The sequence below is a fragment of the Pseudomonas sp. W5-01 genome, from assembly GCF_046540435.1.
Taxonomy (GTDB): domain Bacteria; phylum Pseudomonadota; class Gammaproteobacteria; order Pseudomonadales; family Pseudomonadaceae; genus Aquipseudomonas; species Aquipseudomonas graminis_B.
The window spans coordinates 523,576-550,459 of sequence record NZ_JAXCIP010000004.1; the positions used below are offsets into that span (position 1 = coordinate 523,576).

Sequence of the window (26,884 nt, forward strand, 5' to 3'; positions counted from 1 at the left end):
TTTTACGGGGATTGGGTACAGTTTTGCGGTGTCGTAAGCCCACGCGCCTCAAACATGATGACGCCGCTGATCTATCTGCCAGCAATCTCCCACAAAGTAAAAAACCCGGGCACTTGGGCCCGGGCTCTTTGTGTAGCGGCGACTGACTCAGTGCAGAATCTGACTCAGGAACAGGCGCGTACGATCACTCTGCGGATTATCGAAGAAGTCGTTTGGCGCGGCTTGTTCGACGATTTCGCCTTTGTCCATGAAGATCACGCGGTTGGCCACGGTGCGGGCGAAGCCCATTTCGTGGGTCACGCAGAGCATGGTCATGCCCTCTTCCGCCAGGCCGACCATGGTGTCGAGCACTTCTTTCACCATCTCCGGGTCGAGGGCCGAAGTCGGCTCGTCGAACAGCATGATCTTCGGCTTCATGCATAGCGCGCGGGCGATCGCCACACGCTGTTGCTGACCGCCGGAGAGCTGACCCGGGTATTTGTGGGCCTGCTCCGGAATACGCACGCGCTCCAGATAATGCATGGCGATTTCTTCGGCCTTGCGCTTGGGCATCTTGCGCACCCACATCGGCGCCAGCGTGCAGTTCTGCAGGATGGTCAGGTGCGGGAACAGGTTGAAGTGCTGGAACACCATGCCGACTTCGCGACGAATCGTCTCGATCTGCTTCAAGTCCGAGGTCAACTCGGTGCCATCGACCACGATGCGACCCTGCTGGTGTTCTTCCAGACGATTGAGGCAGCGAATGGTCGTCGACTTGCCCGAACCCGACGGACCGCACAACACGATGCGCTCGCCCTGACGCACGTTCAGGTTGATGTCTTTCAACACGTGGAACTGGCCGTACCACTTGTGCACGCCTTCCATCCGGATCATGCCTTCGGCGCCCAGAGGCTTACTGATAGCTTCACTCATCACAAAACTCCTAACGCTTGTGGCCTGTGTCCAACTTACGCTCCAAATGCATGGAGTAGCGGGACATGCCGAAACAGAAGATCCAGAACACCAGGGCCGCGAACACGTAACCCTCGGTCGCCATGCCAAGCCACTTGGGGTCGGCGGCAGCTTGTTTGACGCTGTTGAGCAGGTCGAACAGGCCGATGATGATCACAAGGCTCGTGTCCTTGAACAACGCGATCACGGTGTTGACCAAACCGGGAATGACCAGCTTCAGGGCCTGCGGCAGAATCACCAGCCCCATGCGCCGCCAGTAACCGAGACCCATTGCCGCAGCCGCTTCGTACTGACCTTTCGGAATGGCCTGCATGCCGCCTCGAACCACCTCGGCCACGTACGCCGACTGGAACAGGATCACGCCGATCAGTGCGCGCAGCAGTTTGTCGAAGTTCATGCCTTCAGGCAGGAACAACGGCAGCATCACCGACGACATGAACAGCACAGTGATCAGTGGAACGCCTCGCCAGAACTCGATGAACGTCACGCACATCACGCGGATGGCCGGCATTTCGGAGCGACGCCCCAAGGCCAGCACCACACCCAGCGGCAACGCGCCGGCGATACCCACCGTGGCGATCACCAGGGTCAGCATCAAGCCGCCCCACTGGCTGGTGGCGACCTGATCCAGGCCGAACACGCCGCCATGCAGCAGAAAGTAGGCAATGATCGGGTAGATGAACAGAAACGACAGGCCGTAGATCGCCTTGCGCGGCATCACTTTGATGAACAGCGGCGCCACGCCGATGATCGCCAGCCAGACGGTCAGATCAACCCTCCAGCGCAGTGCCTGCGGGTAGTAGCCGTACATGAACTGGCCGAAGCGCTGTTCGATGAACACCCAGCAGGCGCCGGCCTTGGTGCAGTCGGCGCGCGTGGTGCCGACCCAGTTGGCATCGAAGATGGCCCAGCTCAGCAGCGGTGGAACAACCAGCCAGATCAGGTAGATCGCGAACAGGGTCAACAGCGTGTTGATCCAGCTCGAGAACAGGTTCTGGCGCATCCATGCCACCGGGCCGAAGACTTTGCTGGGCGGTGGCATGTCGGGTTTGAAAGTATGGGATGTCATGCGCGTTTCCTCACCGCTCGATCAGCGCAATGCGCTTGTTGTACCAGTTCATCAGCAGGGAAATGCTGATACTGATCGCCAGGTACACGCTCATGGTGATGGCAATGACTTCGATGGCCTGACCGGTCTGGTTGAGCACGGTACCGGCGAACAGCGAAACCATTTCCGGGTAACCGATACCGGCGGCCAGCGACGAGTTCTTCGCCAGGTTCAGGTATTGGCTGGTCAATGGCGGGATGATCACCCGCAGCGCCTGGGGGATGATGACCTTGCGCAGCGTCGGGCCTGGACGCAGGCCCAGCGAACGTGCCGCTTCGGTCTGGCCATGGCTCACGGACTTGATGCCCGAACGCACGATTTCGGCGATGAATGCCGCCGTGTAAACCGTCAGGGCCAGCGTCAGCGCCAGCAGTTCAGGGATCAACACCCAGCCGCCCACGAAGTTGAAGCCCTTCAGCTCGGGCAGTTCCCAATGCACCGGTGCACCGAAGATCAGCGCGCAGAGCGCAGGAATCACGATGAACAGCCCAAGGCCCGCCCAGAACTTGTGAAACGGCACGCCCGTGGCTTCGAAGCGCTTGTTCGCCCAGCGCGTCATGAACACGATGGCGACAATGGCCAGTACCACGCTGATCACGAACGGCCACGCCGCATCGGTGGCAATCGCGGCCGGCATGTTCAGGCCACGGCTGCTGACGAAGAACGAACCGAGAAACCCGTGGGCCGCTCGCGGACCCGGCAGGGTCAGGAACACCGCGAAGTACCAGAACAGGATCTGCAGCAGCGGCGGAATGTTACGGAAGACTTCAACGTAAACCGTTGCCAGTTTGTTGATGATCCAGTTGTTGGACAAACGCGCGACGCCGACGATGAAGCCCAGCAGGGTCGCGAGGATCACGCCGATGAACGTCACCAGCAGCGTGTTGAGCAAACCGATCAGGAAAACCCGCGCGTAGGTGTCCGACTCCGTAAACGGAATCAGGTGCTGCGCGATGCCGAAGCCGGCACTGTTTTCAAGGAAACCAAAACCTGAGGTGATACCCCGGTGTTGCAGGTTGGTCTGGGTGTTATCGAACAGATACCAACCCATCGCGACTACGGCGACAACCGTAATTATCTGAAATAGCCACGCACGCACTTTAGGGTCGCTGAGGCTGAGCCTCTGCTTGGGTGCGCTGATTTGATTTTGCATGGAGTGCCCCGGAAGAAATGCAACAAAGCGCCCGGCCGCGATTCACGCAGCCGGGCGCAGGTCAATCAACGCACTGGTGGTGCGTACTGAATGCCGCCAGCGTTCCACAGAGCGTTCTGACCGCGAGCGATCTCCAGAGGAGTGCCTGCGCCCAGGTTCTTCTCGAACATTTCGCCGTAGTTACCGACTTGCTTGACGACCTGCACGACCCAGTCTTTCTTCAGCTTCAGCTGAGTACCGTAGTCGCCGTCGGCACCCAGCAAGCGGGCCACGTCAGGGTTCTTGGTCGACTTGGCTTCGGCTTCAACGTTTTTCGAGGTGACGCCTGCTTCTTCCGCGTTCAGCAGCGCGTAGCCGACCCAGCGAACGATGGTGCTGAAGTCTTCATCGCCACGGGCGACAACCGGGCCCAGCGGTTCTTTGGAGATGGTTTCAGGCAGAACGACGTAATCCTTCGGCGAGGCCAGCTTGGAGCGCTGTGCGTAGAGCTGGGATTTGTCGGAGGTCAGTACGTCGCAACGACCGGATTCCAGCGACTTGGCACTTTCGTCGGAGGTGTCGAACGTGATCGGGGTGTACTTGAGGTTGTTGGCGCGGAAGTAGTCCGACACGTTCAGCTCAGTGGTGGTACCGGCCTGAATACAGATCGTCGCGCCGTCCAGTTCCTTGGCACTTTTCACGCCCAGCTTGCTGTTGGCCAGGAAGCCAACGCCGTCGTAATAAGTGACGAAGCCCGGGAACACCAGACCCATGCTCGCGTCGCGAGAGCTGGTCCAGGTGGTATTACGCGACAGAATGTCGATTTCGCCGGACTGCAGCGCAGTGAAACGCTCTTTGGCGTTCAGCTGGCTGAATTTGACCTTGGTCGCGTCGCCAAACACTGCGGCAGCAACAGCGCGGCAGAAGTCGGCGTCGATGCCCTGGATCTTGCCGCTTGCGTCCGGAACCGAGAAGCCTGGCAGACCGTCACTGACGCCGCACTGAATAAAGCCCTTCTTCTGAATGGCGTCCAGCTTGGCACCCGCTTGAGCGAACCCGGTCAGACCGAGCGCTGCAGCGGCGGCCACTACAGCCAGGGTGGATTTCAACATCTTCATTCGAACCTCCAGTTTGCTCTTTGTTGTGTAGGAGCCTCAGCCCCGTCGCACCCTTGTGAGGCATTCATGACCCGTGCTGGCTTGTTTTTGGGTCATGCGACGTTGAACCCGTTTACCGCCACCGGCGCCAGGCATCTGGTCATCGCGTGTTCGGCATGTGGCGAGTCCAGCAGACTGAAGCCCCATGATGTCCTTGAACCCCGAGGTTCAAAGCGAATCGTGCCGGGAATCCTGTTCGATGATTCCTTGCTGCCTCTGACGCAACACTCGGCTGTCTGCTTGATAGCCTATTAGTGTTACCGCCCGAGGTGAGCGCCTTCACTCCGCGGGTTGTGTAGCAAAGCCCGTACCACCATGCTGGCAATGTCGAATTAGCGACAGGTCAAGATCAAAACTTGTAACCTTGCGACATCTTTCAAACGCCGCCAACAGCCCGACGCACCGCCTTAAAGCGCTGCGCCGACGGCATCGCACACTAATGGAGCACACATGTCTGAACCGTTGATCCTCGAACCGGAATTGGCAGTCGATGCCTGCGTGATCTGGCTGCACGGCCTGGGGGCTGATCGCTACGATTTCCTGCCGGTGGCAGAGATGCTGCAGAAGACGCTGAAGACCACGCGCTTCGTTCTGCCGCAGGCACCGACCCGGGCCGTGACCATCAACGGTGGCTACGCAATGCCCAGCTGGTATGACATCAAGGCCATGAGCCCGGCCCGCGCCATCGACATCGGCGAGCTGGAAGGCTCGGCGCAAGACGTCATCAAGCTGATCGAACAGCAGCGCGACAGCGGCATCGACCCGGCCCGAACTTTCCTGGCCGGGTTTTCCCAAGGCGGCGCCGTGGTGTTGCACACCGCCTTCCTTCGCTGGGAAGGCCCCCTTGGCGGCGTGCTCGCGCTGTCCACGTACGCACCGACGTTCAGCGACGAAATGAGCCTGTCCGCCAGCCAGCAACGCATTCCGGCCTATTGCTTGCACGGCAGCAATGACCCGGTGGTTCTGCATGCCATGGGCCGCGCGGCTTACGAATATCTGGAAGCGCAGGGCGTCACCGTGACATGGCAGGAATACCCAATGGAGCACGAAGTGTTACCGCAGGAAATTTCCGACATAGGTGTCTGGCTCGCGGATAAGCTTCGCTAGTCCACTCATTTGATCCTTCCAATTGCGCTGCGGATTTGCTAGGACACTACGCTGCGCCGGGTTCTTGCTTTACACTCCCCGGCGTACATTCCTAAATCAATCGATGAGATCACCGTGCTCAAAGCACTTAAAAAGATGTTCGGAAAAAGCGAGGCTGAGCCGCTCGCGCCGGCTGCTCCCCTCCCCGTCCCCCAGCGCCAGACCGAAACTGTCTCGCGGGAACCGTCAGCAGCAGAAGTGCACGTGCCAACGCCCGAGCCTTTGGCAGCCGCCGCACCGGCCGCCAGAGCTGAACGCCCGCGCCGCGAACGTGCGCCCAAGCCAGTCGTGATTCCCTGGAACCTCGAAGACTTCGCCGTCGAGCCCCTGGAAGGCAAAACCCGTTTCCATGATTTCCCGCTCGCCCCCGAACTGATGCACGCCATCCAAGACCTGGGTTTCCCGTACTGCACGCCGATCCAGGCGGGCGTTCTGGGTTACACCCTCAAAGGCCGCGATGCCATCGGCCGCGCCCAGACCGGCACCGGCAAGACCGCCGCGTTCCTGATTTCCATCATCACGCAGCTGACCCAGACACCTCCGCCGAAAGAGCGCTACATGGGTGAACCCCGCGCGCTGATCATTGCGCCGACTCGCGAGCTGGTGGTGCAGATCGCCAAGGACGCCGAGGCGCTGACCAAATACACCGACCTCAACGTGATGACGTTTGTGGGCGGCATGGATTTCGACAAGCAGCTCAAACACCTCGAAGCGCGCCACTGCGACATTCTGGTCGCCACGCCAGGCCGTCTGCTGGACTTCGCCCAGCGCGGCGAAGTGCACCTGGACATGGTTGAAGTCATGGTGCTGGACGAAGCCGACCGCATGCTCGACATGGGCTTCATCCCTCAAGTGCGCTCGATCATTCGCCAGACCCCGCACAAGGGCGAGCGTCAGACGCTGCTGTTCTCTGCCACTTTCACCGACGACGTGATGAACCTGGCCAAGCAGTGGACGACAGAACCGGCGATCGTCGAGATCGAGTCGCTGAACGTCGCCAGCGATACCGTCGAGCAACACATTTATGCCGTCGCCGGCGCCGACAAATACAAGCTGCTGTTCAACCTGATCAACGACCACGGTTGGGAGCGGGTGATGGTCTTCGCCAACCGTAAGGATGAAGTGCGGCGTATCGAGGAGCGCCTCGTGCGTGACGGCATCAATGCCGCGCAGCTCTCAGGCGACGTGCCCCAGCACAAGCGCATCAAAACGCTGGAAGGTTTCCGGGAAGGCAAGATTCGCGTGCTGGTGGCCACTGACGTCGCGGGTCGAGGGATTCACATCGACGGCATCAGCCACGTGATCAACTTCACCCTGCCGGAAGTACCGGACGACTACGTACACCGCATCGGCCGGACCGGTCGTGCGGGTGCAGATGGCGTGTCGATCAGCTTCGCCGGTGAAGACGATTCGTATCAGCTGCCGTCGATCGAAGAAAAGCTGGGCCGCAAGATCAGCTGCGAAACGCCACCGACCGTGTTGCTGCGGCCAGTCGTGCGCGTGCAGCGGGCGGTTCCTGCGGCGGAGTAAGCCGCAAAAAAAAGCGCAACCCTGGAAGGGGTTGCGCTTTTTTTGTGCCTGATCGGTGTCAGTCAGTGCCGTAACGAGGCGAACGCGGGCCATATAACAGACCTGCTGGCTTGCCGGCCGAGAGCAAACGCTGGCTGGCGATACCGGCGATAGGATGGCCTGCATCGGTTGAGCTATTGATGATCTGCTTGACCGCCGCAGTGATCAGCATGCCAACCAACCCGCCGCCGCTATTGTTGCCGCCTTCATCACTGGACGCACTGGCAGTGCCGGTCCACAGCGTCGTTCCGCTGCGCAGGTCGACCAGCTTGGCGGTGGCCGCCACGATCGTTTGACTGCTGATGACCATGTAACTGGTGCCGTACTGCGTCACCTTGACGTACATCGCCGCATCCGCACCGAAGATTTCCCGCAGTTTGGCCGGGGATGTTTCCTGAATCTCGTTTGCACTGGTCAGGCCGTTCTGCTTGAACGTCTCGTCGACCAGTGCCACTGGCAAGACGTAATAGCCGGCCTCCGCGAGCGGGAACGTGACTTGGGACAGCAGGCTGTATGTCGCCTTGACGTCGGGTGACTCGTTAACCGGTGGCAGCACCAGGATCGAGCGGGGTTTGCTTTCCTTGAAGGCCGAATAATCGACGGTCTTCGGCGCTACGCAGCCGCCCAGCAGGGTGGCTGCAAGCAGGCTGGCGGCCAGCGTCAGATAACGTGCGCTCATTTGGAGGCGACTCCTGTCTTGACGTTTCTAAGCAGAAAATCCATGTAGGTCGCCGACTCGGGGAACAGCCCCTTCTCGGTCCGAAACTCCTGCACCATCTGATCATCCTTGCCCAGACTGCCGTACAACATGCCCAACTGAGCGTGGTAGCCCGGTGGCGGATTGCCGTTGGTGGAACGTATCTTCTGCAGGTCTTCCTCCAGCTTGGCGACTTGGGCCTCTTTGGATTCACCCTTGAAGTATTCGTAGACCTCGGGCTGATAGCTGCCCCACTGGTACAGGGTCTTGGGTTGTTGAGCGCAGCCGGCAAGCCACAGGCTTGCTGCCGCCATCGCGATCAACCGGAACTGACGGGTACTGTTTTGCATGTGAAACGAACTCCCTGTAGTGATCAGTTGGCAACCGGCTCCCAGCCACCGGCATCAATCGCCCGCACCATGTTGTTGACGGCTTCGCGCATGGCCAGATCCAGCACCTTGCCGTTGAGCGTCGAGTCATAGCTGGCAGTCCCGCCGAAACCGATGACCTCGCGGTTGGACAACTGATACTCGCCCGCGCCCTGAGTGGAATACACCACCTCGGACGTGCTGATGTTGACGATATTCAAGGCGACCTTGGCGTAGGCGATCTGGGACTTGCCACGACCCAGCAAACCAAACAGTTGCTGGTCTCCTACTTCTTTACGGCCAAACTCTGTGACGTCACCGGTCACCACATAATCAGCCCCACGGAGCCGCTGCGTTGTCTTTTTGATCGCCGCTTCCTGGCCGATCTCGGCCATGTTGTCGCGGTCCAGCACGTTGAAGCGATTGGTCTGCTGCATGTGGGTGATGAGAATGGTTTTGGCCTGTCCGCCAAGGCGGTCAACGCCGTCGGAAAAGATCCCGCGCATGTAGCTTGAACGGTTATCGAACTTGCCCACCGCGATCGGCGTACGTACGCCGGCGTAGGGAGTGTTGTAGCTCTCGACCTTTTCCACCGGCATCGCCCGCGAGCTCTCCGTGGCACAACCACTGACTACAACCAGCGTTGCCGCTGCCATCCCTGAAACGAACACCTGCTGCAATCGGTTCACACCCACACTCCGTATTTTCAGATTCATGTCCTTCCGTTGGCCTCAACTGCGCCTGCACAGGCACGGTTGATCGCCCGCAAGGTGCGGTGATTTGGGGCAAACGGAGGGGTTTTGACGAGATTGACGCGCAGGAACCGGAATACGGTTCCTGATAGACGAGCTCATTCCCTGAGGGATATCATAGTGATATCAATCCGGCCGCAATGCTAAGACGCCAGCTTACTGGCGTCAACCACTCTAAACAGCGCCTGTTTAACGGGCCTCTCAAACCGGCTTATTTCCAGCGATCCGCGGCCTTGTGGTCACTGTCGCGGCCCTCCACCCAACGGGCCCCTTCTGACGTGTTTTCCTTCTTCCAGAACGGCGCTCGGGTCTTCAGGTAGTCCATGACGAAGTCGCAGGCTTCGAATGCCGCCTGGCGATGGGCGCTGGCGGCTGCGACGAACACGATAGGCTCGCCCGGTTTCAATTCGCCCACCCGGTGAATCACTTCCAGCTTGAGCAGCGGCCAGCGCTGCTGCGCTTCATCGACGATCTTGAGCAGCGCTTTCTCGGTCATGCCGGGGTAGTGTTCAAGGAACATCCCTGCCACTTCAAGGCCGTCGTTGAAGTCGCGGACGTAGCCGACAAAGCTGACCACCGCACCCACGCCGACGTTGGCGTCGTGCATGGCATTCACTTCCGCGCCGGGATCGAACGCTGCGGCTTGCACTCGCACGCCCATATCAGCCTCCGGTGACGGTCGGGAAGAACGCCACCTCGTCGCCCGGCTCAACAGGCGTGTCCAGGGAGCACAGCTCCTGATTACGGGCGCACATGATGCCTTTCTCGCTGAGCACCTCCCACACACCACCGCGCTCGAGCAAATGCTGGCGCACGGCGTCGACGGTGGCGAACGCACCTTCGAGCGTCTCACTCTCGGTGCCGAGGGTTTCGCGAAAACGCGCGAAGAACTGGACTTGCACGTGAATGGTCATTGGGCGTTCACCTGCTCGTCGGCGATGAAGTGCCCGCTTTTGCCACCGAGTTTTTCGAGCAGTCGCACGTGCTCGATGGTCATGCCTCGGTCCACGGCCTTGCACATGTCGTAGATGGTCAGGGCGGCGATGCTGGCGGCGGTCAGCGCTTCCATTTCCACGCCGGTCTGGCCGGAGAGTTTGCAGCGGGCAAGGATATGCACGGTGTCAGGGCTTTCGGCGGTGAGTTCGACCTTCACGCCCGTAAGCATCAACGGGTGGCAGAGGGGAATGAGATCGCTGGTTTTCTTCGCGGCCTGAATGCCGGCGATGCGTGCGACGGCAAATACGTCACCTTTGGGGTGCCCGCCTTCGACGATCATTTGCAGGGTTTCGGGCAGCATGCGCACGCGCGCTTCGGCCACGGCTTCACGGAACGTCACGTCTTTTTCAGTGACGTCGACCATGTGGGCGCGACCTTGGGAATCGAGATGAGTGAGCACGGGATGACTCCTGAACAGGAGCGGGGATTGTAGGGAGTTAGGGCTAGAAGCCACAAGCTGCAAGCTGCAAGCTGCAAGCTGCAAGCTGCAAGCTAACGACCTTAAGCGGACGTCGGCTTGCAGCTTGAGGCTAGAAGCTTGAAGCTGATGTCACGTTACAAATGGCTCTCCGCGTATTCAGCCAGGATCGAGCGTGGAACACCTTGCAGACTGATGTGCACGCCGTTGGGGAAGTCCTTGAAACGCTCCGTCAGGTAGGTCAGCCCCGAACTGGTGGCCGACAGATAAGGGGTGTCGATCTGCGCCAGGTTGCCCAGGCAGACCACCTTTGAACCGGCGCCGGCACGGGTGATGATGGTTTTCATCTGGTGCGGCGTGAGGTTCTGGCATTCATCGATCAGGATCAGGCTCTGCTGGAAGCTTCGGCCACGAATGTAGTTGAGGGATTTGAACTGCAGCGGCACCTTGCTCAGGATGTAATCGACGCTGCCATGGGTGTTTTCATCGTCCATGTGCAACGCTTCCAGGTTGTCGGTGATCGCGCCAAGCCATGGCTCCATCTTTTCTGCTTCGGTGCCGGGCAGAAAACCGATCTCCTGGTCCAGCCCCTGCACGCTGCGGGTGGCGATGATGCGGCGATAACGCTTGCTGACCATGGTCTGCTCGATGGCAGCGGCCAGGGCGAGAATGGTCTTGCCCGAACCGGCCGCGCCGGACAGGTTGACCAGATGAATGTCCGGATCCAGCAGCGCGAACAGCGCCAGGCCCTGATAGATGTCGCGCGGCTTCAGCCCCCACGCCTCCTGGTGCAGCAGCGGCTCTTGATGCATGTCCAGCAACAGCAACTCATCAGGCTTGACGCCTTTGACCCAACCGACGAAGCCTTGCTCATCGATGATGAATTCGTTGATGTGCACAGACGGAAGCTGCTCGATCATCTGCACTTTGTGCCAGGTACGGCCGTGATCCTGGCGGGTATCGACCTTGCTCACCCGGTCCCAGAAAGAGCCGGTCATGGTGTGGTAGCCGCGGGACAGCATCGACACGTCGTCGACCAGTTGGTCGGTGCTGTAATCCTCGGCCTCGATGCCGCAGGCACGTGCCTTGAGGCGCATGTTGATGTCTTTGGTGACCAATACGATGCGCGTGTCCTTTTTCCGCGCATGCAGGTCAATCAACTGATTGATGATGATATTGTCGTTGAGGTTGTCGGGCAGCACCCGGTTGGGCTCTTGCCGCTTGTTCATGAGGATGGACAGATAGCCTTTGAAAACACCTGTACCGCGATCGATCGGTACGCCTTTTTCGACCTCCTCCGGGGTCGCTTCGCCGAGTGTCTTGTCAATCAAACGGATCGCCTGCCGACATTCGGCAGCCACCGAGTGCTTGCCCGCCTTGAGCTTGTCCAGTTCTTCGAGGACCGTCATGGGGAGTGCAACGTGGTGTTCTTCGAAATTCAGAAGCGCGTTTGGATCATGGATCAATACGTTGGTATCGAGCACGTAAAGGATTGGCTGGTTAGAGGAAGGGGTGCGTCCGTGGTCATCCATACTCGCTCACCTTTGTAGTAGCCGGGTGGCGCAACACACAGCGATGTTGCGTCACGAAAAGGCCGCCGAGGCTTTCCCCTTGAGGCAGGAGAAAATTGCGCAAAGTGGGGTCTGGAATGACGCCACCTGTGTTGCAGGGTTCGGCGGTCTGTTGTCGTAATACCGCAAAACCGATGACATAAAAACGCGTTTCAGCGCTTTTTGAAGTTTATTTTTCAGGGGGCGAATTAGGCCTTGGCGGATGGGGCAACCGCGTTTAAAGTCGGAAGTCCGGTCTGGGATAAATCCTCAGAAATTTCCGACATCTCCCCCTCTCTATTCCTTTTCTTTCGCGGCCGGCGCCGTCTGATCTGTCGCTGCTCCCGGCTGCTCGGCGGGCTCTTCTGCGGCGTCATCGTCTGGCGTGTCATCTTCCTCATCCGGCACATCTTCTTCGTCCGCCAACTGCTGCGGATAAATATGGCAATCCTCCCAGATCACACCGCTTTGCGCGGTATTGGCCATCAGCCATGGGACCGCCTGTTGCGGCTTGTCCGTGCTGTCATGAAACACCACATTGCCGCGCCGCCACAGCAGCATCAGCGTCAGCACCCGGTTGGCAGCCTGCTCGGCGCTGATGCGTCCGGTGCTGTCCTGGGAATCGATGTTCCACAGCGACACCCGCAGCTGCTGATCGCGGAAGAACGGCGCGCTGTCGGCACGACGATGCCCGTAAGGCGGACGGAACAGCGGCACGAAATTGTCCGGCAACACCTGCTGAATCAGCGCGGCCGTGCGCTGGATGGAGTCTTGCCAGTCGCGCCAATGGGCATGGGACCTGAACTCCCAGCCTTGCAGGCCGACGCATTGCTGCCGGTAGACGTTTTGCAGCGCTGGCGCTGAAGTGCTGTCGAGACGACTTTGCAGGCTTTTGCCCAGGACGAAGAACGTCGCGGTGATCTTCTGTTGGCGCATGAAGTCAGCCAGCCAGTCCGTGGCCCCATCAGCAACCGTCGGACCGCTCTCGAAATTGAGCAGGAAGGTCCGGTCCGGCATTTCTTCGCCGCTGAGTTCGTCGGAGTTATAGCGCTCGATCTCGCTGCTGGTCTGCGGGAACAGGGCGGCCATGCGCAACAGTTCGTTGAGATAACGCTGGCTGAAGGCATCGGCCGGCGCCGCCCACTGCGCATAGAAGGAATCATCGGCCACTTTGTATTCGGCGGCGCGCTGACGCAGCATCGGCACGTCGTCGACCAGCACGCAGAACGAGGCGTCGGCTTCACAGGTTTTTTCAGCGAATGTCCAGTTCTCGAACAGGCGCGTCCACAACCGTGTGCGGATCAGGTTCACCGTCGGCAGGTTGATCTGGCGCAGCCCCAGGCGCGCACTCAGCTGGGCATCGCTGAGCTTTTCGCTTTCCAGCAACTGATGGGCGAAGCTGAGAATCTGGGCGCGAGAAGCGACGTCGAACAGCTGCGGCGTTTCCAGAGCCTCCGGCCAGACTGCGCGATCCAGCATCGCGATATCCCCCGTGGCCGCCTGTGCGTTGAGCCCCAGCAAACAGGCTCCGATCAATAACAGCATGCGCAAAACGACGTGCTCCCAATCCTTGATAAAGAGGCCGAAAACCGGCGAGGCACTATAGCGGATTTGCCCAGGGCCAGATGGCCGGATTCGGGCACGGCTTCCGTAGGATTGCGCCTATCGACACCATAGCTGGAGTGAACCTCACGCAACCCCTAGAATCGCCCGACGATTAAAGGAGACCTGCCCATGCTGATGGTGATTTCCCCAGCCAAAACCCTCGATTTCGAAACGCCGCCTACCACCAAGCGCCATACCCTGCCGCAATTTCTGGATCATTCTCAGGAGCTCATCAGCCAGCTGCGCGACCTGACCCCCGCGCAGATCGGCGAGCTGATGCACCTGTCCGACAAGCTCTCGGGCCTCAATGCCGCCCGCTTCGGCAGCTGGGATCCGGCGTTCACCCCCAAAAACGCCAAACAGGCACTGCTGGCATTCAAGGGCGATGTGTATACAGGGCTCGACGCCGACACACTGAGCGGACCCGATCTGACTTACGCCCAGAAGCACCTGCGCATGTTGTCCGGGCTCTATGGATTGCTGCGCCCCCTGGACCTGATGCAACCGTATCGGCTGGAAATGGGCACAAAACTGGCGAACGCCAGGGGCAAGGATCTTTATGCATTCTGGGGCGACCGCATCAGCGAGTGGCTGAACGATGCGCTGAAAGAACAAGGCGACGACGTGCTGCTTAACCTCGCGTCGAACGAGTACTTTTCGGCGGTCAAGCGGCCGGCACTTAATGCCCGCGTGATCGAAACCGAGTTCCGCGACCAGAAAAACGGCCAGTACAAGATCATCAGCTTCTATGCCAAGAAAGCACGGGGCATGATGACCCGCTTCGTCATTTCCGAGCGCATCAGCAAGCCCAAAGACCTGGCCCAGTTCGATGCCCACGGCTATCGATACAGCAAAGAACTGTCCTCCCCGGACAAGCTCATTTTCCTGCGCGATGAGCAAGATGCCTGATTGGCACCTGCCCTTTCCTGCGACCAAATGCCTGCCCGTCTTCAACCAATGACGGGCATCGCGACGCCATTTCATCCCTACTTCAGTGCACTGCTCAGCGCACATTTCTCGTGATTTTAGTGCGAGCAGGCAAACACCATCATTCGAATGCGTCTGTCCATCCAACCGAAAGCAAACAAAAACAGTGACTCTGTTCGCAAATTCCCACACTTACTTAGTTCATAAGCTACAGTTTGCACGGACGAACGGTAGTGCTGACAGCTAATTGGCGCCAACTAACAGTCGAAAACTAACGGCTGTTTTTTTTCTCAAAAAATTAACAACTTTTTTTGCAGATTTCGGCCCGTGAATTTGAACTAGTGACACCCCACCCTGCAGGCCGGCCAAAGCCTTATAAACTAAGGCTCAAACCTTGATCGCCAGCCCGCTGGATCCCGCCAGAAAGCACCGAGTGTTACGAAAAATCTCAAAAAGAGGACGAGCGGCCCGGAACTTATGGGGATTGCCCACGCTCCTACATCCCGTAACAATTCTCGTCCCCCATGTAGGACATCTCTTACATGGCACATGGACAGATCTGGAAGTTGCTTCTCAACGAAGTTAGACCCATGGGTCAAGTGGTACGTACAAGGAGTCACGCACCAAACTAGTTGAAGTGAATTGAGCTAGCACCATTCGGGTGCCCGCAGTCGTGAATCGGGGCAGATTCATCGGGAGACGGCCAAAAGCCTTGTCCTTGATCGCCTGAGCACGACGCGCAAATCATCCGCCGGAGTGCCTGCCACATCCCAGATCGGGAACCTATATAAATATGTATGGGCTACTCGACACTTTTGATCTGTAACATTCGGGTTTACCTTTCATCCAGGTAACTCACCCTTAATTCTGCCTGTGCTTGTCACGCGACATTCATTTGCCGTGCGTACGAGTGCGCGAAAAGTTGTAAGACAGTTTTTATATTCGGCCAACTAATGGCGTAAACATTGAGGAGATTACTATGCGTATCAGCATCTTTGGTTTGGGCTATGTCGGTGCAGTCTGCGCAGGCTGCCTCTCGGCGCGTGGTCATGATGTTGTTGGCGTGGACATCTCCGCTGCCAAGATCGATCTGATCAACAAAGGCAAGTCGCCAATCGTTGAGCCAGGTCTGGGCGAGTTGCTGGAAACCGGCATCAAGACCGGCAAACTGCGTGGCACCACCGACTTCTCCGAAGCGATCCGCGACACTGACCTGTCGATGATCTGCGTTGGCACGCCAAGCAAGAAGAACGGCGATCTGGAGCTGGACTTCATTGAATCGGTCTGCCGCGAAATCGGCTTCGTACTGCGTGACAAGAGCACCCGTCACACCATCGTCGTGCGCAGCACCGTTCTGCCAGGCACCGTCGCAAACGTTGTCATCCCGATCCTCGAAGACTGCTCGGGCAAGAAAGCCGGCGTTGACTTCGGTGTCGCGGTCAACCCTGAATTCCTGCGTGAAAGCACCGCGATCGCTGACTACGACCATCCTCCGATGACCGTTATCGGCGAATTCGACAAGGCGTCCGGTGACGTTCTGCAATCCCTGTACGAAGAACTCGACGCACCGATTATCCGCAAGGACATCGCCGTTGCCGAAATGATCAAGTACACCTGCAACGTATGGCACGCGACCAAGGTCACTTTCGCCAACGAAATCGGCAACATCGCCAAGGCAGTCGGCGTCGACGGCCGCGAAGTGATGGACGTGGTCTGCCAGGACAAGGCTCTGAACCTGTCGCAGTACTACATGCGCCCAGGCTTCGCTTTCGGCGGTTCCTGCCTGCCGAAGGACGTCCGCGCCCTGACCTACCGCGCCAGCACTCTGGACGTTGAAGCACCTCTGCTCAACTCCCTGATGCGCAGCAACGTTTCCCAGGTTCAGAACGCTTTCGACATCGTTGCTGCCAGCGACACTCGCAAAGTTGCCCTGCTGGGTCTGAGCTTCAAGGCCGGTACCGATGACCTGCGCGAAAGCCCACTGGTCGAGCTGGCAGAAATGCTGATCGGTAAAGGCTACGACCTGAGCATCTTCGACAGCAACGTCGAATACGCTCGCGTTCACGGCGCCAACAAGGACTACATCGAGTCCAAGATCCCGCACGTTTCGTCCCTGCTGAACTCGGACTTCGACGCGGTCATCAACAACTCCGACGTGATCATCCTGGGTAACCGCGACGAGCGCTTCCGTGCACTCGCCAACAACGCGCCAGCCGGCAAGCGTGTGATTGACCTGGTGGGCTTCATGAAAGGCACCACCACCGAAAACGGTCAAATCGAAGGTATCTGCTGGTAACACACAGCGAGCTGCAAGCCACGAGCTGCAAGTTTCAGGCTTCATCCCTCCCGTCCCGGGCGTCAGCGCCTGCGACGGGAGGTTTGAAGCTTGCGGCTTGAGGTTGCAACTGACTTAGGGATACACACTATGCAAAGGCTGAAGCACGGCTTCCTCCAGGCCGCAGGTTGGCTGTTTTATCTAACTTTGCTGGCTGCCATTGCCATGGCGCTGCCTGCATCGCTGTTTGACTCGCACTCCAAAGATTTCATTTTCCTGATCGGTATCGTCGGCATCTGGCGCTACTCGATGGGCGCAACGCACTTCGTGCGCGGCATGATCTTCCTGTACATCGTCTACCCGCACCTGCGCCGCAAAGTGCGCAAGCTGGGCAAGGCAGCCGATCCGTCCCACGTGTTCCTGATGGTCACCAGCTTTCGTATCGATGCGCTGACCACCGCTCAGGTATACAGCTCGGTGATTCGCGAAGCCATCAACTGCGGCTTCCCGACCACCATCGTGTGCTCCCTGGTGGAAATGTCCGACGAGCTGCTGGTCAAGGCACTGTGGGCCAAGTACAACCCGCCGGAGCACGTCAAGCTCGACTTCGTGCGCATCGCCGGTACCGGCAAGCGTGATGGTCTGGCGTTCGGTTTCCGCGCCATCTCCCGCCACATGCCGGACGACCGCTCCGTGGTTGCGGTGATCGACGGCGACACCGTTCTCGCTGAAGGCGTGGTGCAGAAAACAGTTCCGTGGTTCCAGCTGTTCGGCAACGTCGGCGGCCTGACCACCAACGAATTCTGTGAAGTACGCGGCGGCTACATCATGAGCGAGTGGCACAAGCTGCGTTTCGCTCAGCGTCACATCAACATGTGCTCGATGGCGCTGTCCAAGCGCGTGCTGACCATGACCGGCCGTATGTCGGTGTTCCGCGCCACCGTGGTGACGGACCCGATGTTCATCGCTGACGTGGAAAGCGATTCGCTGCAGCACTGGCGTCTGGGCCGCTTCAAGTTCCTGACCGGCGACGACAAGTCCAGCTGGTTCAGCCTGATGCGCCTGGGCTACGACACGTTCTACGTGCCGGATGCCGCCATCAACACCGTTGAACACCCGCCGGAAAAGAGCTTCCTGAAAGCCAGCCGCAAGCTGATGTATCGCTGGTACGGCAACAACCTTCGGCAGAACTCCCGTGCGCTGGGTCTGGGCTTCGGTCGTCTTGGGGTCTTCACCAGCATCGTGCTGTTCGACCAGCGCGTATCGATGTGGACATCGATCCTCGGCCTGACCGTTGCCATGCTGGCAAGCCTCAAGTTCGGCATCGAATACCTGCTGGCGTACCTGCTGTGGATCGGTATCACCCGTCTTATCCTGACCCTGCTGCTGTCGTGCAGCGGGCACAAGATCGGGCCGGCGTATCCGATGATTCTCTATTACAACCAGATCGTCGGCGCACTGATGAAGATTTACGTCTTCTTCCGTCTCGACCGACAGTCCTGGACCCGACAGGACACAAAACTGAGCCGCGACATGGCCAGCTTCCAGGGTTGGTTCAACACCTGGTCGTCGCGGACCATGACTTTCTCGGCTGGCAGCATCTTCGTTGCCGTGCTGCTGACAATGGTCTGACCGGGCCTTTGACCGAAACAATGGATCAACTCGATTAATCAGGAATTACCACCATGAATACAGCCGTGAATGCCAATGTCGTACATGAATCCGAAGCCCAGCGTCAGCACGCACGGGTCAAGATCCCGGCCAAACTGCGACTGCTCAATGGTCAGCCGAACGCCCCGCTGGTGCGTGTCGAAGACCTTTCCGCAGGCGGTCTGAGCTTTGTCGCTCCTGCCAACCTGCGTCCAGGCGTCGGTGAAGTCATCAAGGGTCGTCTGCAGTTCCTGATCGACAACCTCGGTCTGGCAATGGACGTTGACCTGCAAGTGCGCACCATCGATTCGAGCACCGGCCGTGTCGGCTGCCAGTTCCAGAATCTGGAATCCCAGGACATCTCGACGCTGCGTCACCTGATCACTTCGCACCTGTCGGGCGACCTCATCAGCATGGGCGAAGTGCTGGCTACCCTGCAGCGCGACAACTTCACCAAGGCCCGCAAATCCAAAGACGGCGGCAGCGGCCTGAGCGCCTTCGGTCGCCTGCGCGCCGTGACCTTCAGCGTCGGTATCTTCGCTGTCGGTTTGATTGCGTTCGGCTTCGTCGCGAAATCGGTCTACGGCATGTACTTCGTCAGCCACTCCACCTCGGGCCTGGTCAGCGTCCCTAGCCTGGATGTCACCATGCCTCGTGAAGGCACCGTGACCAGCCTGGTAACGCCAAACGGCAACGTCGCCAAAGGCGCTCCGCTGGCGACTTTCAACACCAGCATGCTGGACATGTTGAAAGGCAACCTGGACCCGGACGAAATGCAGCCGGCCAAAATCGAAGAGCTGTTTGGTCGTCAACTGGCCGGCACCATGACCAGCCCGTGCGATTGCGTCGTGGCCAAGCAACTGGTCGCCGACGGTCAGTACGCAAGCAAAGGTCAGGTCATCTTCCAGATGGTCCCGCGCAACGTTGCCGCCAATGTCGATGCTCGCTTCACCTACCGTCAGTTCGCCGATGTACAGCCGGGCGCTCGCGTGACCTTCCAGGTTGCCGGCGAAGACGGCGACCACAGCGGCAAGATCGTCAGCGCCACGGCTCTGAGCCCTGCTGACCTGTCTTCCGACATCCGCGTTCAGATCCAGCCTGACGAAGCCATCAACAGCAGCCTGGCAGGTCGTCCGGTTGAAGTGGTAAGCACCCGCGGCCCGTCGCTGAACTGGTTGATCGATAAAGCCACGGCGGCAGGTTTCTAAACATGGCTAGCCCACTACGAAGCTTGTCAGCCCCTACAGTGTTGAGCCTGGCGATCGCTATCGGTTTGGGCGGCTGTGCCGGCCTGCCCGATCAGCGCCTGGCCAACGAAGCCCTGAAACGCGGCGACACCGCGATGGCGGAGCAAAACTATCGGCAACTGGCGGACCTGGGCTATAGCGATGCGCAGGTCGGCCTTGCGGACATCCAGGTGGGTACTCGCGACCCCGAGCTGATCAAGCAGGCCGAGGCGACGTATCGCGCTGCTGCCGCCACTTCGCCTCGGGCGCAATCGCGTCTGGGCAAGTTGCTGGCGGTCAAGCCGAACTCCACCGAAGCCGAGCAACGTGAAGCCGAAGGTCTGTTGAAGAAGGCCTTCGCCAATGGCGAAGCCGGCACGCTGATCCCGCTGGCGATGCTCTATCTGCAGTACCCGCACACGTTCCCGAACGTGAATGCGCAGCAGAAGATCAACGAATGGCGCGCGACCGGTTACCCGGAAGCGGGTCTGGCCCAGGTGCTGCTGTATCGCACCCAGGGCACCTACGACCAGCATCTGGCTGAAGTCGAAAGCATCTGCAAGCAAGCGTTGCGCACCACTGACGTTTGCTACACCGAGCTGGCGACGGTCTACCAGAAGCGCGGCGAAGCCGACAAACAGGCGGCGCTGATCGAGCAGATGCAAAGCGGCTACGCGATGGGCAGCGTGCCTGCCATGCGGGTCGACAGCGTCGCTCGCGTGCTGGCGGATTCGACCCTTGGCAAGCCGGACGAAAAGACCGCGCAGTCGCTGCTGGAGAAAGTTGCCCCTGGTTACCCCGCTTCCTGGGTCAGCCTGGCGCAATTGCTGTACGACTTCCCCGAGCTGGGTGACGTCAACAAGATGATGGAATACCTGGACAACGGCCGTGCTGCGGATCAACCCCGCGCCGAACTGCTGCTGGGCAAGCTGTATTACGAAGGCAAGCTGGTCTTGCCGGATGCGAAGAAAGCCGAAGAGCACCTGACCAAGGCGGCTGCGACGCAAATCTCCGCGCATTACTACCTGGGTCAGCTGTATCGCCGGGGCTATCTGGGCCATCCAGACCCGCAGAAAGCGGTCGACCAGTTGCTGACCTCCGCACGCGGCGGCCAGAACAGCGCCGACTTCGCCCTCGCGCAGTTGTTCTCGCAAGGCAAAGGTATCAAGCCTGATCCGGTCAACGCATGGGTCTTCGGCCAGCTCGCACTGGCCCAGGGCACACCGCAAGCGACGGATCTTGCGCAACAACTGAACGAACAATTGCCGCCTGAGAAGCGCGCCCAGGCGCAGAGTCTTCTCCAGCGAGAACAGCAGGTCCGCGGCACAACCGCGCAAAACGCGTTGGCCTTGCAGACACTGCAAGAAGAAAAAGACGGCGGGGACGCACCTCTATGAAGCTTAAGTTGAACCCTCTGATGGCGGCCGGATTCGGCCTGGGCTTCTCCCTGATCTGGGCCACGCCGACACTGGCCGCCCTGACCGACACTCAGAATTTCGGCATCGAAGTCAAAGCGACCGGCCAGATGGAAGACGACCGTGACCTCGGCACCCGCAGCGGTGGCGACGTCAATGGTGTCGGTCTGGATCTGCGTCCGTGGGCGTATGGCGAGTGGGGCAACTGGAGCGGTTACGCGATGGGCCAGGTCGTCACCGCGACCGACACCATCCAGACCGACCCGCTGGACCAGCAGGTCACCGACGCAAACGGCCAAAGCGCCCAGCGCTCGCGCAGCACGTCGAACAGCCGCAAAGTCGATGACAGCTACGCGGCCCTGCGTGAGTTCTGGATCGGCTACAGCGGTTTCACGCCCTACCCCGGCGAGATCCTGAAAGTCGGCCGTCAGCGTCTGCGCAATGACGATGGTCAGTGGCACGACACCAACATCGAAGCGGTGAACTGGACCTTCGACACCACCCTGCTCAAGGCGGAAGTGGGCGCCGCCCAGCGCTTCAGCGAATACCGCACCGACCTGACCGAACTGTCGGCACAGGACAAGGATCGCTCGCACCTTTATGGCGACGTGGAATACCAGTGGACGCCGGGCCAGTGGGCAGGCGTTCGTGCGCACCACAGTCATGACGGCGGCAGCCTGAAACAACAGGGCTCGGCCATCGACGACCTGGACAAGACTTCGCGTGGCGACCTGACCTGGCTGGGTCTGCAGGCCAACAGCGATGCGTACAACTACCGCAACCTGAACACCGTCAACTATTGGGGCAGCCTGACCTGGCTGACCGGCGATCGTGACCGCATCGGCACCACCTATGACGCCATTGGCGATCAGTACGTGGCCGGTGAGAAGAACAGCGAAAACGTCAACGGCTGGGCGACCGACCTGGGCCTGCGTTTCCGTCTGGATCCGATGTGGCAAGTGGGCGGCGCCTACTCCCGTGCCAGCAAGAACTACGAGCAGAACGGTCTGGAAAGCAACCGCTCGAACTGGACCGGTACCCGCTCGCGCGTGCATCGCTTCGGTGAAGCGTTCCAGGGCGAAATGGCCAACGTAGAGTCCGGCTCGCTGTTCGCTTCGTGGCAGATGCAGGACGAGTACGACGCCTCGCTGATCTACCACAAGTTCCGTCGTGTCGACGGCCATTCGGGCATAGGCGGCGCGGGTATCAACCCGGCTCAGGAAAATGTCGACTCCGATGGCGTCAGCACATTCGCCTCGCTGCCGCTTGAAGACGGCCGCAAGGACCTGGGCCAGGAAATGGACCTCGTCGTCACCAAGTACTTCAAGCAAGGCCTGCTGCCTGCTGCGGTGAGCCAGTCGTTCGACGAACCGTCGGCGCTGATTCGTCTGCGTGCAGGCGTGTTCAAACCGGGCGATGCGTATCACAGCGGTGTAGATGATTACATGCACCGCGCCATCGTCGACGTCATCTGGCGCTTCTGATGCAAGCCGCGATAGGAGTGCAATGAGATGAACAGTCAATCAAGCAGATTGCGTCACCGGGCATGGCCGCATGCCCTGCTGGAAAGCTCTGTGCTGAAATGCGCAGTGTTGAGCAGCGTCATGCTGCTCTCCAGCACTGCGGCCATGGCCAACAACCCGTTGCCGGTTCCTGCCCCTGCGGCGCATCCGGCGGATGACAAGGAAGTGGTGGTCAAGGGCCTGCATCAGGCCAAGACCTACACCATCAGCAGCCCGCCCATCGAACCGCTGTTGATGGACAAGCCCAAGCTGCCTGACCTCTCGGGTTACACCGAGCAGGCCATGCAGAAGAAGATCGTGCGCAGCAAGCCGGGCAAGGTCGCGATCAAACGCATGATGCAGGAAGACTCGCTGAAGGAATTCATCGGCGGTGACAACAAGATGGCCGAATGGGTAGCCCGTCAGCACGGCATTCCCCAGGCCATCTTCATCGAAGACGGCTACATGACGTTGCAGGACCTCGCGAAAAAGGTGCCTAAACAGTACCTGAGCGAGACCTCGCCGGGCGTGTTCCTGGCTCGTCTGCCGATCGTCGTGGGCAAGAACGGCATCCTCGAAGTCGACAAGAAAACCACCGAACTGCGCCTGTCTCAGGACGCCGGTGCGTTTCTGGTCAACGACAACCTGCTGTTCATGTCGGACACCAAACTGACCGGCTGGAGCGAGAAATCCAACGGCCCGTCGACGTTCAAGGCGCCGAAGGAATTCCGTCCGTTCCTGCTGTCCTGGGGTGGTACGCAGACCTACATGTTCAACACCAAAGTGGCGAGCCTGGGTTACAACAACAGCAAGTCGTACGGGATCAGTATTTCGCAGTACACGCCGAACATGAAGGCTCAGATGAACCGCGCCGAGCCAACCGGCTGGATCGTCAACTCTGAATTCTCGGACATGTGGTACGGCTTCTACTGCTATGAAACCCGTGACTTCGTGGTCAAGGGCAGCACCTACCACGACAACATCATCTACGGCATCGACCCCCATGACCGTTCCCACGGTCTGATCATTGCCGAAAACACGGTGTACGGGACCAAGAAAAAGCACGGGATCATCGTCTCCCGTGAGGTGAACGACAGCTTCATCATCAACAACAAAAGCTACGACAACCACCTGTCCGGCATCGTCCTTGACCGTAACAGCGTGAACAACCTGGTGGCGTACAACGAGATCTACCGCAACCACACCGACGGCATCACCTTGTATGAGAGTGCCGACAACCTGCTGTGGGGTAACCGTGTGTTCGCCAACAAGCGTCACGGCATCCGGGTTCGCAACAGCACCAACATCAAGCTGTACGAAAACCTGGCCATCGGTAACGGTTTGATGGGCGTTTACGGCCACATCAAGGACCTGTCTGACACTGACCGCGACATCAAACTCGATCCATTCGATGCCGAAGTCTCGCTGATCATGGTCGGCGGCGAACTGACCTCCAACGGTTCAGGCCCCCTGTCCATCGACTCGCCTCTGAGCGTCGAGCTGTACAAGGTGTCGATGCTTGCACCGACCAAAGCCAGCGGGATCAGCTTCAACGGTGTACTGGGCGATCGTCAGGACGAAATCCTCGATCTGCTGGTGCGCCAACAGAAAGCCGTGTTGATCGACCCGGTCGAAAGCCAGAAACAACTCCGGGACTGAGGAAGATATTTCTATGCACGCACATTTGATCAAACTGCTCAGCCTCTCGGGCCTGACCGCTGCACTGTTCGCCGCCAGCAATGGCGCGTATGCAGCGGACACCACAGCCCCGACCTTCACTGCCGAGCCTTGCTGCAGTCTGTGCCCAGAAGCGCATGACGAAAAAAACTACGTCAGCCGCTATCAGCAGAACTTCACCACGCTGGTTCAGGCCCAGGGCGACTGGCTGTTCCGGACCCGTGAAGACCTGCGCACCGAATTCGATACCACGCCTGAAGGCTATCGCCGCATGCAAATGCTGCACGACGCCTTCAAGAGCAAGGGTGTAGAGCTGGTGGTCGTGTACCAACCCACCCGCGGGCTGGTTGATCGCAACAAGCTGTTCCCGGCCGAACGCGACAAGTTCGACTACAACACCGCACTGCGCAATTACCAGGCCATGCTCGGTCGTTTCGCAAAAATGGGCTACACCGTGCCGGACCTGTCGCCGTTGACCAACGAGCAACAGGCCCACGATTTCTACTTCCGCGGTGACCAGCACTGGACGCCGTACGGCGCTCAGCGCACGGCTAAAATCGTCGCTGATTCCGTGAAGAAGATGCAGGCCTTTGCCGGCGTTCCGCGCCGTGAATTCGAGACCCATTTGTCAGGTCGCATGGGCAAGAAGGGCACTCTTCACAATATGGCCGGTCAATTGTGCGGCACGAGCTATGCCATCCAGTACATGGACCAGTTTGAGACGGAACCCAAAGGCGAAGCAGCCGACGGCGACCTGTTTGGTGACTCCGGCAACCCGGAAATCACCCTGGTCGGTACCAGTCACAGCGGCAAGAACTACAACTTTGCCGGCTTTTTGCAGGAATACATCGGTGCTGATGTGCTGAACGTCGCCTTCCCGGGCGGCGGCCTTGAAGGTTCGATGCTGCAGTACCTGGGCAGCGAAGACTTCCAGAAACACCCACCGAAGATTCTCATCTGGGAATTCTCGCCGCTTTATCGCCTCGACCAGGAGACCATCTATCGCCAGATGATGTCGCTGCTGGACAACGGCTGTGAAGGCAAGCCGGCAATCATGAGCACTAGCACCACCCTCAAACCAGGGATCAACGAGTTGCTGGTCAACGGCAAAAACGGCATCAAGGATGTGCGCAACGGCAGTAATCAGATCGACATCAAGTTCGCCGACAACTCGGTGAAAACCCTTCAGGCGCGCCTCTGGTACATGAACGGTCGCCACGAAGACTTGAAGATCGAGAAACCTGAAACATCTGAAACCGACGGGCGCTTCTCCTTCGAACTGCGCGATGACAAAGACTGGGCTGACCAGCAATTGCTCGCACTGGAAGTGCAGGGTCCGGAAGCGGGCACTGCGCCACAGCAGGTCGAAGCGAAAGTATGCAAACGCAACGTGTTCCCGAATGTCGCGCATCAAACCGCGCAAGCCGGGTTATGAGGCTCCTATGCACACTCCAAAACTGATGCTCCCTACCCTTCTGTCGCTGGCGATGATGTCCTCGGCACTGTTCGCCACCGGCGCCAGCGCTGCGTCGACACTCGTGCCGCCGCAGGGTTACTACGAAGGTGTCGAGAAATTCAAGACAGGCCAGGGCAAGTTCAGCTGTGACTCGATCCCGCAGCCTTACACCGGTCCGCTGCAGTTTCGCAGCAAATACGAAGGCTCGGACAAGGCCCGCGCAACGTTGAACATGGTTTCGGACCAGGCGTTCCGTGATGCGACCAAAGACATCACCACCATGGAGCGCGCCACCAGCAAGGTGGTGATGCAGTACATGCGTGACGGTCGCCCGGAACAGCTCGATTGCGCGCTGAACATGCTGACCACCTGGGCCAAGGCCGATGCGCTGGAGTCCACCGACTTCAACCACACCGGCAAGTCGATGCGCAAATGGGCACTGGGCAGCATGTCGTCCGCTTATCTGCGCCTGAAGTTCTCCGAGTCGCACCCTCTGGCTACCCGCCAGCAGGAGACGCAGGTCATCGAAGCCTGGTTCAGCAAACTGGCGGATCACGTGGTCAGCGACTGGAACAATCTGCCGCTTGAGAAGACCAATAACCACTCGTACTGGGCCGCCTGGGCCGTGATGTCCACGGCAGTGGCGACCAATCGCCAGGACCTGTTCGATTGGGCCGTGAAGGAATTCAAGATCGGCGCCAACCAGATCGACCCGCAAGGTTTCCTGCCGAACGAGCTCAAGCGCAAGCAACGCGCGCTGGCCTACCACAACTATGCGCTTCCGCCGTTGGCGATGATCGCGAGTTTCGCCCAAGCCAACGGTGTCGATCTGCGTCAGGAAAACAACGGTGCGCTCAAGCGTCTGGGTGATCGCGTCCTGGCTGGCGTGAAGAACTCAGGCAGCGAATTCGCAGCACGTGACGGCGAAAAGCAGGACATGACGGACCTGAAAACCGACATGAAATTCGCCTGGCTGGAACCGTATTGCTCGCTGTATGACTGCGGCCCGGATGTGCTTGAACAGAAACACAAGATGCAACCGTTCAAGAACTTCCGCCTCGGCGGCGACCTGACCCGCACTTATGACCCGACGCATGACAAGGGTGATAAGGGCGGCTCGTAAGCGCAGCGGGATGTGGGGGCGAGTTCGCTCGCGAAGGGGCCATGAGCGGCACCCGTTTATTCGCGAGCAAGCTCGCTCCCACAGGGTAGTTCCGGGTTAACCCGAACATGTTTCGCCCCTCCATTTTTCGTGGGGGGTTTGGGGGGGCTTCGGCCCTTGATGTTGGACAAATGGAGAGGTAAAG

Annotated in this window: 23 protein-coding genes; 11 read left to right on the forward strand and 12 right to left on the reverse strand. The window is 59.3% G+C overall.

From position 1 onward, the window contains the following. Positions 1–147: 147 nt before the first annotated feature. The 4 genes from SLW75_RS15875 to SLW75_RS15890 all read right to left on the reverse strand — a co-directional run bounded on the left by SLW75_RS15875 (position 148) and on the right by SLW75_RS15890 (position 4,309). Positions 148–912: an amino acid ABC transporter ATP-binding protein gene (locus SLW75_RS15875; RefSeq protein ID WP_037014923.1), complete on the reverse strand. Its 765-nt coding sequence runs from the start codon at positions 910–912 to the stop codon at positions 148–150. 10 nt (positions 913–922) lie between these two features. Further along, positions 923–2,020: an amino acid ABC transporter permease gene (locus tag SLW75_RS15880; RefSeq protein WP_192132659.1), complete on the reverse strand. Its 1,098-nt coding sequence runs from the start codon at positions 2,018–2,020 to the stop codon at positions 923–925. Positions 2,021–2,030: 10 nt separating this feature from the next. Beyond that, entirely contained in the window at positions 2,031–3,212 is a 1,182-nt protein-coding gene (locus SLW75_RS15885) for an amino acid ABC transporter permease (RefSeq protein WP_410934897.1), read from the reverse strand. 65 nt (positions 3,213–3,277) lie between these two features. Continuing rightward, the gene (locus SLW75_RS15890; RefSeq protein ID WP_065991973.1) at positions 3,278–4,309 is read right to left on the reverse strand and encodes an amino acid ABC transporter substrate-binding protein; all 1,032 of its coding nucleotides are present in this window, start codon (positions 4,307–4,309) and stop codon (positions 3,278–3,280) included. A gap of 489 nt (positions 4,310–4,798) precedes the next feature. Between SLW75_RS15890 and SLW75_RS15895 the strand changes: the two genes are divergently transcribed. After that, positions 4,799–5,455 (forward strand): alpha/beta hydrolase, encoded by a 657-nt coding sequence (locus SLW75_RS15895; protein ID WP_410934898.1) that lies wholly within the window; start codon positions 4,799–4,801, stop codon positions 5,453–5,455. A gap of 114 nt (positions 5,456–5,569) precedes the next feature. Further along, positions 5,570–7,024, forward strand: coding sequence for an ATP-dependent RNA helicase RhlB (rhlB, locus tag SLW75_RS15900; RefSeq protein WP_410934899.1), 1,455 nt, complete (start codon positions 5,570–5,572; stop codon positions 7,022–7,024). A 58-nt stretch (positions 7,025–7,082) separates the two neighbouring features. Here the strand turns inward: rhlB and SLW75_RS15905 are convergent, their stop codons facing one another. The 8 genes from SLW75_RS15905 to SLW75_RS15940 form a co-directional block, all read right to left on the reverse strand. Further along, a complete protein-coding gene (locus SLW75_RS15905) occupies positions 7,083–7,742 on the reverse strand; it encodes a DUF799 domain-containing protein (RefSeq protein ID WP_065991957.1) in 660 nt (219 codons plus the stop codon). Further along, complete coding sequence (locus SLW75_RS15910) at positions 7,739–8,110, reverse strand: DUF4810 domain-containing protein (RefSeq protein WP_410928428.1); 372 nt, start codon at positions 8,108–8,110, stop codon at positions 7,739–7,741. Before SLW75_RS15910 ends, SLW75_RS15905 begins: the two co-directional genes overlap by 4 nt. Before the next feature lie 23 nt (positions 8,111–8,133). Next, the gene (locus SLW75_RS15915; protein WP_410934962.1) at positions 8,134–8,784 is read right to left on the reverse strand and encodes a CsgG/HfaB family protein; all 651 of its coding nucleotides are present in this window, start codon (positions 8,782–8,784) and stop codon (positions 8,134–8,136) included. Positions 8,785–9,091: 307 nt separating this feature from the next. Continuing rightward, positions 9,092–9,541, reverse strand: a complete 450-nt coding sequence (gene moaE / locus SLW75_RS15920) for a molybdopterin synthase catalytic subunit MoaE (RefSeq protein WP_065991953.1) — start codon at positions 9,539–9,541, stop codon at positions 9,092–9,094. A 1-nt stretch (position 9,542) separates the two neighbouring features. Then, positions 9,543–9,794, reverse strand: a complete 252-nt coding sequence (locus tag SLW75_RS15925; protein ID WP_166650494.1) for a MoaD/ThiS family protein — start codon at positions 9,792–9,794, stop codon at positions 9,543–9,545. Next, positions 9,791–10,276 (reverse strand): cyclic pyranopterin monophosphate synthase MoaC, encoded by a 486-nt coding sequence (gene moaC / locus SLW75_RS15930; RefSeq protein WP_065991948.1) that lies wholly within the window; start codon positions 10,274–10,276, stop codon positions 9,791–9,793. The genes SLW75_RS15925 and moaC overlap by 4 nt, the downstream gene beginning before the upstream one ends. A 155-nt stretch (positions 10,277–10,431) precedes the next feature. Beyond that, positions 10,432–11,826 (reverse strand): PhoH family protein, encoded by a 1,395-nt coding sequence (locus SLW75_RS15935; RefSeq protein ID WP_192132648.1) that lies wholly within the window; start codon positions 11,824–11,826, stop codon positions 10,432–10,434. 315 nt (positions 11,827–12,141) lie between these two features. Continuing rightward, a complete protein-coding gene (locus SLW75_RS15940) occupies positions 12,142–13,395 on the reverse strand; it encodes a polysaccharide deacetylase family protein (protein WP_083233238.1) in 1,254 nt (417 codons plus the stop codon). A gap of 183 nt (positions 13,396–13,578) precedes the next feature. Between SLW75_RS15940 and yaaA the strand changes: the two genes are divergently transcribed. From yaaA to SLW75_RS15985, 9 genes are all read left to right on the forward strand, one after another. Next, positions 13,579–14,358 (forward strand): peroxide stress protein YaaA, encoded by a 780-nt coding sequence (gene yaaA / locus SLW75_RS15945; protein WP_065991940.1) that lies wholly within the window; start codon positions 13,579–13,581, stop codon positions 14,356–14,358. A gap of 997 nt (positions 14,359–15,355) precedes the next feature. Further along, positions 15,356–16,672 carry a nucleotide sugar dehydrogenase gene (locus tag SLW75_RS15950; protein WP_065991938.1) on the forward strand — a complete coding sequence of 439 codons (1,317 nt, stop codon included), beginning with the start codon at positions 15,356–15,358 and terminating at the stop codon, positions 16,670–16,672. A 129-nt stretch (positions 16,673–16,801) separates the two neighbouring features. After that, positions 16,802–18,283 (forward strand): mannuronan synthase, encoded by a 1,482-nt coding sequence (gene alg8 / locus SLW75_RS15955; RefSeq protein ID WP_065991936.1) that lies wholly within the window; start codon positions 16,802–16,804, stop codon positions 18,281–18,283. Between the two features lie 53 nt (positions 18,284–18,336). Next, complete coding sequence (locus tag SLW75_RS15960) at positions 18,337–19,509, forward strand: alginate biosynthesis protein Alg44 (RefSeq protein WP_065991934.1); 1,173 nt, start codon at positions 18,337–18,339, stop codon at positions 19,507–19,509. A 2-nt stretch (positions 19,510–19,511) separates the two neighbouring features. Next, positions 19,512–20,924, forward strand: a complete 1,413-nt coding sequence (gene algK / locus SLW75_RS15965; protein WP_065991932.1) for an alginate biosynthesis TPR repeat lipoprotein AlgK — start codon at positions 19,512–19,514, stop codon at positions 20,922–20,924. Further along, complete coding sequence (locus SLW75_RS15970) at positions 20,921–22,426, forward strand: alginate export family protein (protein ID WP_065991930.1); 1,506 nt, start codon at positions 20,921–20,923, stop codon at positions 22,424–22,426. Before algK ends, SLW75_RS15970 begins: the two co-directional genes overlap by 4 nt. A gap of 27 nt (positions 22,427–22,453) precedes the next feature. Beyond that, positions 22,454–24,103: a mannuronan 5-epimerase AlgG gene (gene algG, locus SLW75_RS15975; RefSeq protein WP_083233237.1), complete on the forward strand. Its 1,650-nt coding sequence runs from the start codon at positions 22,454–22,456 to the stop codon at positions 24,101–24,103. A gap of 13 nt (positions 24,104–24,116) precedes the next feature. Further along, complete coding sequence (locus tag SLW75_RS15980; RefSeq protein ID WP_065991928.1) at positions 24,117–25,556, forward strand: alginate O-acetyltransferase; 1,440 nt, start codon at positions 24,117–24,119, stop codon at positions 25,554–25,556. 7 nt (positions 25,557–25,563) lie between these two features. Next, positions 25,564–26,700 carry a mannuronate-specific alginate lyase gene (locus SLW75_RS15985; RefSeq protein WP_065991927.1) on the forward strand — a complete coding sequence of 379 codons (1,137 nt, stop codon included), beginning with the start codon at positions 25,564–25,566 and terminating at the stop codon, positions 26,698–26,700. Positions 26,701–26,884: the final 184 nt, after the last annotated feature.

Excerpts from the sequence above, each read along its gene's own strand:
- SLW75_RS15875 (WP_037014923.1), bottom strand. The coding sequence starts at position 912 with ATGAGTGAAGCTATCAGTAAGCCTCTGGGCGCCGAAGGCATGATCCGG.
- SLW75_RS15880 (WP_192132659.1), bottom strand. The coding sequence starts at position 2,020 with ATGACATCCCATACTTTCAAACCCGACATGCCACCGCCCAGCAAAGTC.
- SLW75_RS15885 (WP_410934897.1), bottom strand. The coding sequence starts at position 3,212 with ATGCAAAATCAAATCAGCGCACCCAAGCAGAGGCTCAGCCTCAGCGAC.
- SLW75_RS15890 (WP_065991973.1), bottom strand. The coding sequence starts at position 4,309 with ATGAAGATGTTGAAATCCACCCTGGCTGTAGTGGCCGCCGCTGCAGCG.
- SLW75_RS15895 (WP_410934898.1), top strand. The coding sequence starts at position 4,799 with ATGTCTGAACCGTTGATCCTCGAACCGGAATTGGCAGTCGATGCCTGC.
- SLW75_RS15905 (WP_065991957.1), bottom strand. The coding sequence starts at position 7,742 with ATGAGCGCACGTTATCTGACGCTGGCCGCCAGCCTGCTTGCAGCCACC.
- SLW75_RS15910 (WP_410928428.1), bottom strand. The coding sequence starts at position 8,110 with ATGCAAAACAGTACCCGTCAGTTCCGGTTGATCGCGATGGCGGCAGCA.
- SLW75_RS15915 (WP_410934962.1), bottom strand. The coding sequence starts at position 8,784 with ATGGCAGCGGCAACGCTGGTTGTAGTCAGTGGTTGTGCCACGGAGAGC.
- moaE (WP_065991953.1), bottom strand. The coding sequence starts at position 9,541 with ATGGGCGTGCGAGTGCAAGCCGCAGCGTTCGATCCCGGCGCGGAAGTG.
- SLW75_RS15925 (WP_166650494.1), bottom strand. The coding sequence starts at position 9,794 with ATGACCATTCACGTGCAAGTCCAGTTCTTCGCGCGTTTTCGCGAAACC.
- SLW75_RS15935 (WP_192132648.1), bottom strand. The coding sequence starts at position 11,826 with ATGGATGACCACGGACGCACCCCTTCCTCTAACCAGCCAATCCTTTAC.
- yaaA (WP_065991940.1), top strand. The coding sequence starts at position 13,579 with ATGCTGATGGTGATTTCCCCAGCCAAAACCCTCGATTTCGAAACGCCG.
- SLW75_RS15950 (WP_065991938.1), top strand. The coding sequence starts at position 15,356 with ATGCGTATCAGCATCTTTGGTTTGGGCTATGTCGGTGCAGTCTGCGCA.
- alg8 (WP_065991936.1), top strand. The coding sequence starts at position 16,802 with ATGCAAAGGCTGAAGCACGGCTTCCTCCAGGCCGCAGGTTGGCTGTTT.
- SLW75_RS15960 (WP_065991934.1), top strand. The coding sequence starts at position 18,337 with ATGAATACAGCCGTGAATGCCAATGTCGTACATGAATCCGAAGCCCAG.
- algK (WP_065991932.1), top strand. The coding sequence starts at position 19,512 with ATGGCTAGCCCACTACGAAGCTTGTCAGCCCCTACAGTGTTGAGCCTG.
- SLW75_RS15970 (WP_065991930.1), top strand. The coding sequence starts at position 20,921 with ATGAAGCTTAAGTTGAACCCTCTGATGGCGGCCGGATTCGGCCTGGGC.
- algG (WP_083233237.1), top strand. The coding sequence starts at position 22,454 with ATGAACAGTCAATCAAGCAGATTGCGTCACCGGGCATGGCCGCATGCC.
- SLW75_RS15980 (WP_065991928.1), top strand. The coding sequence starts at position 24,117 with ATGCACGCACATTTGATCAAACTGCTCAGCCTCTCGGGCCTGACCGCT.
- SLW75_RS15985 (WP_065991927.1), top strand. The coding sequence starts at position 25,564 with ATGCACACTCCAAAACTGATGCTCCCTACCCTTCTGTCGCTGGCGATG.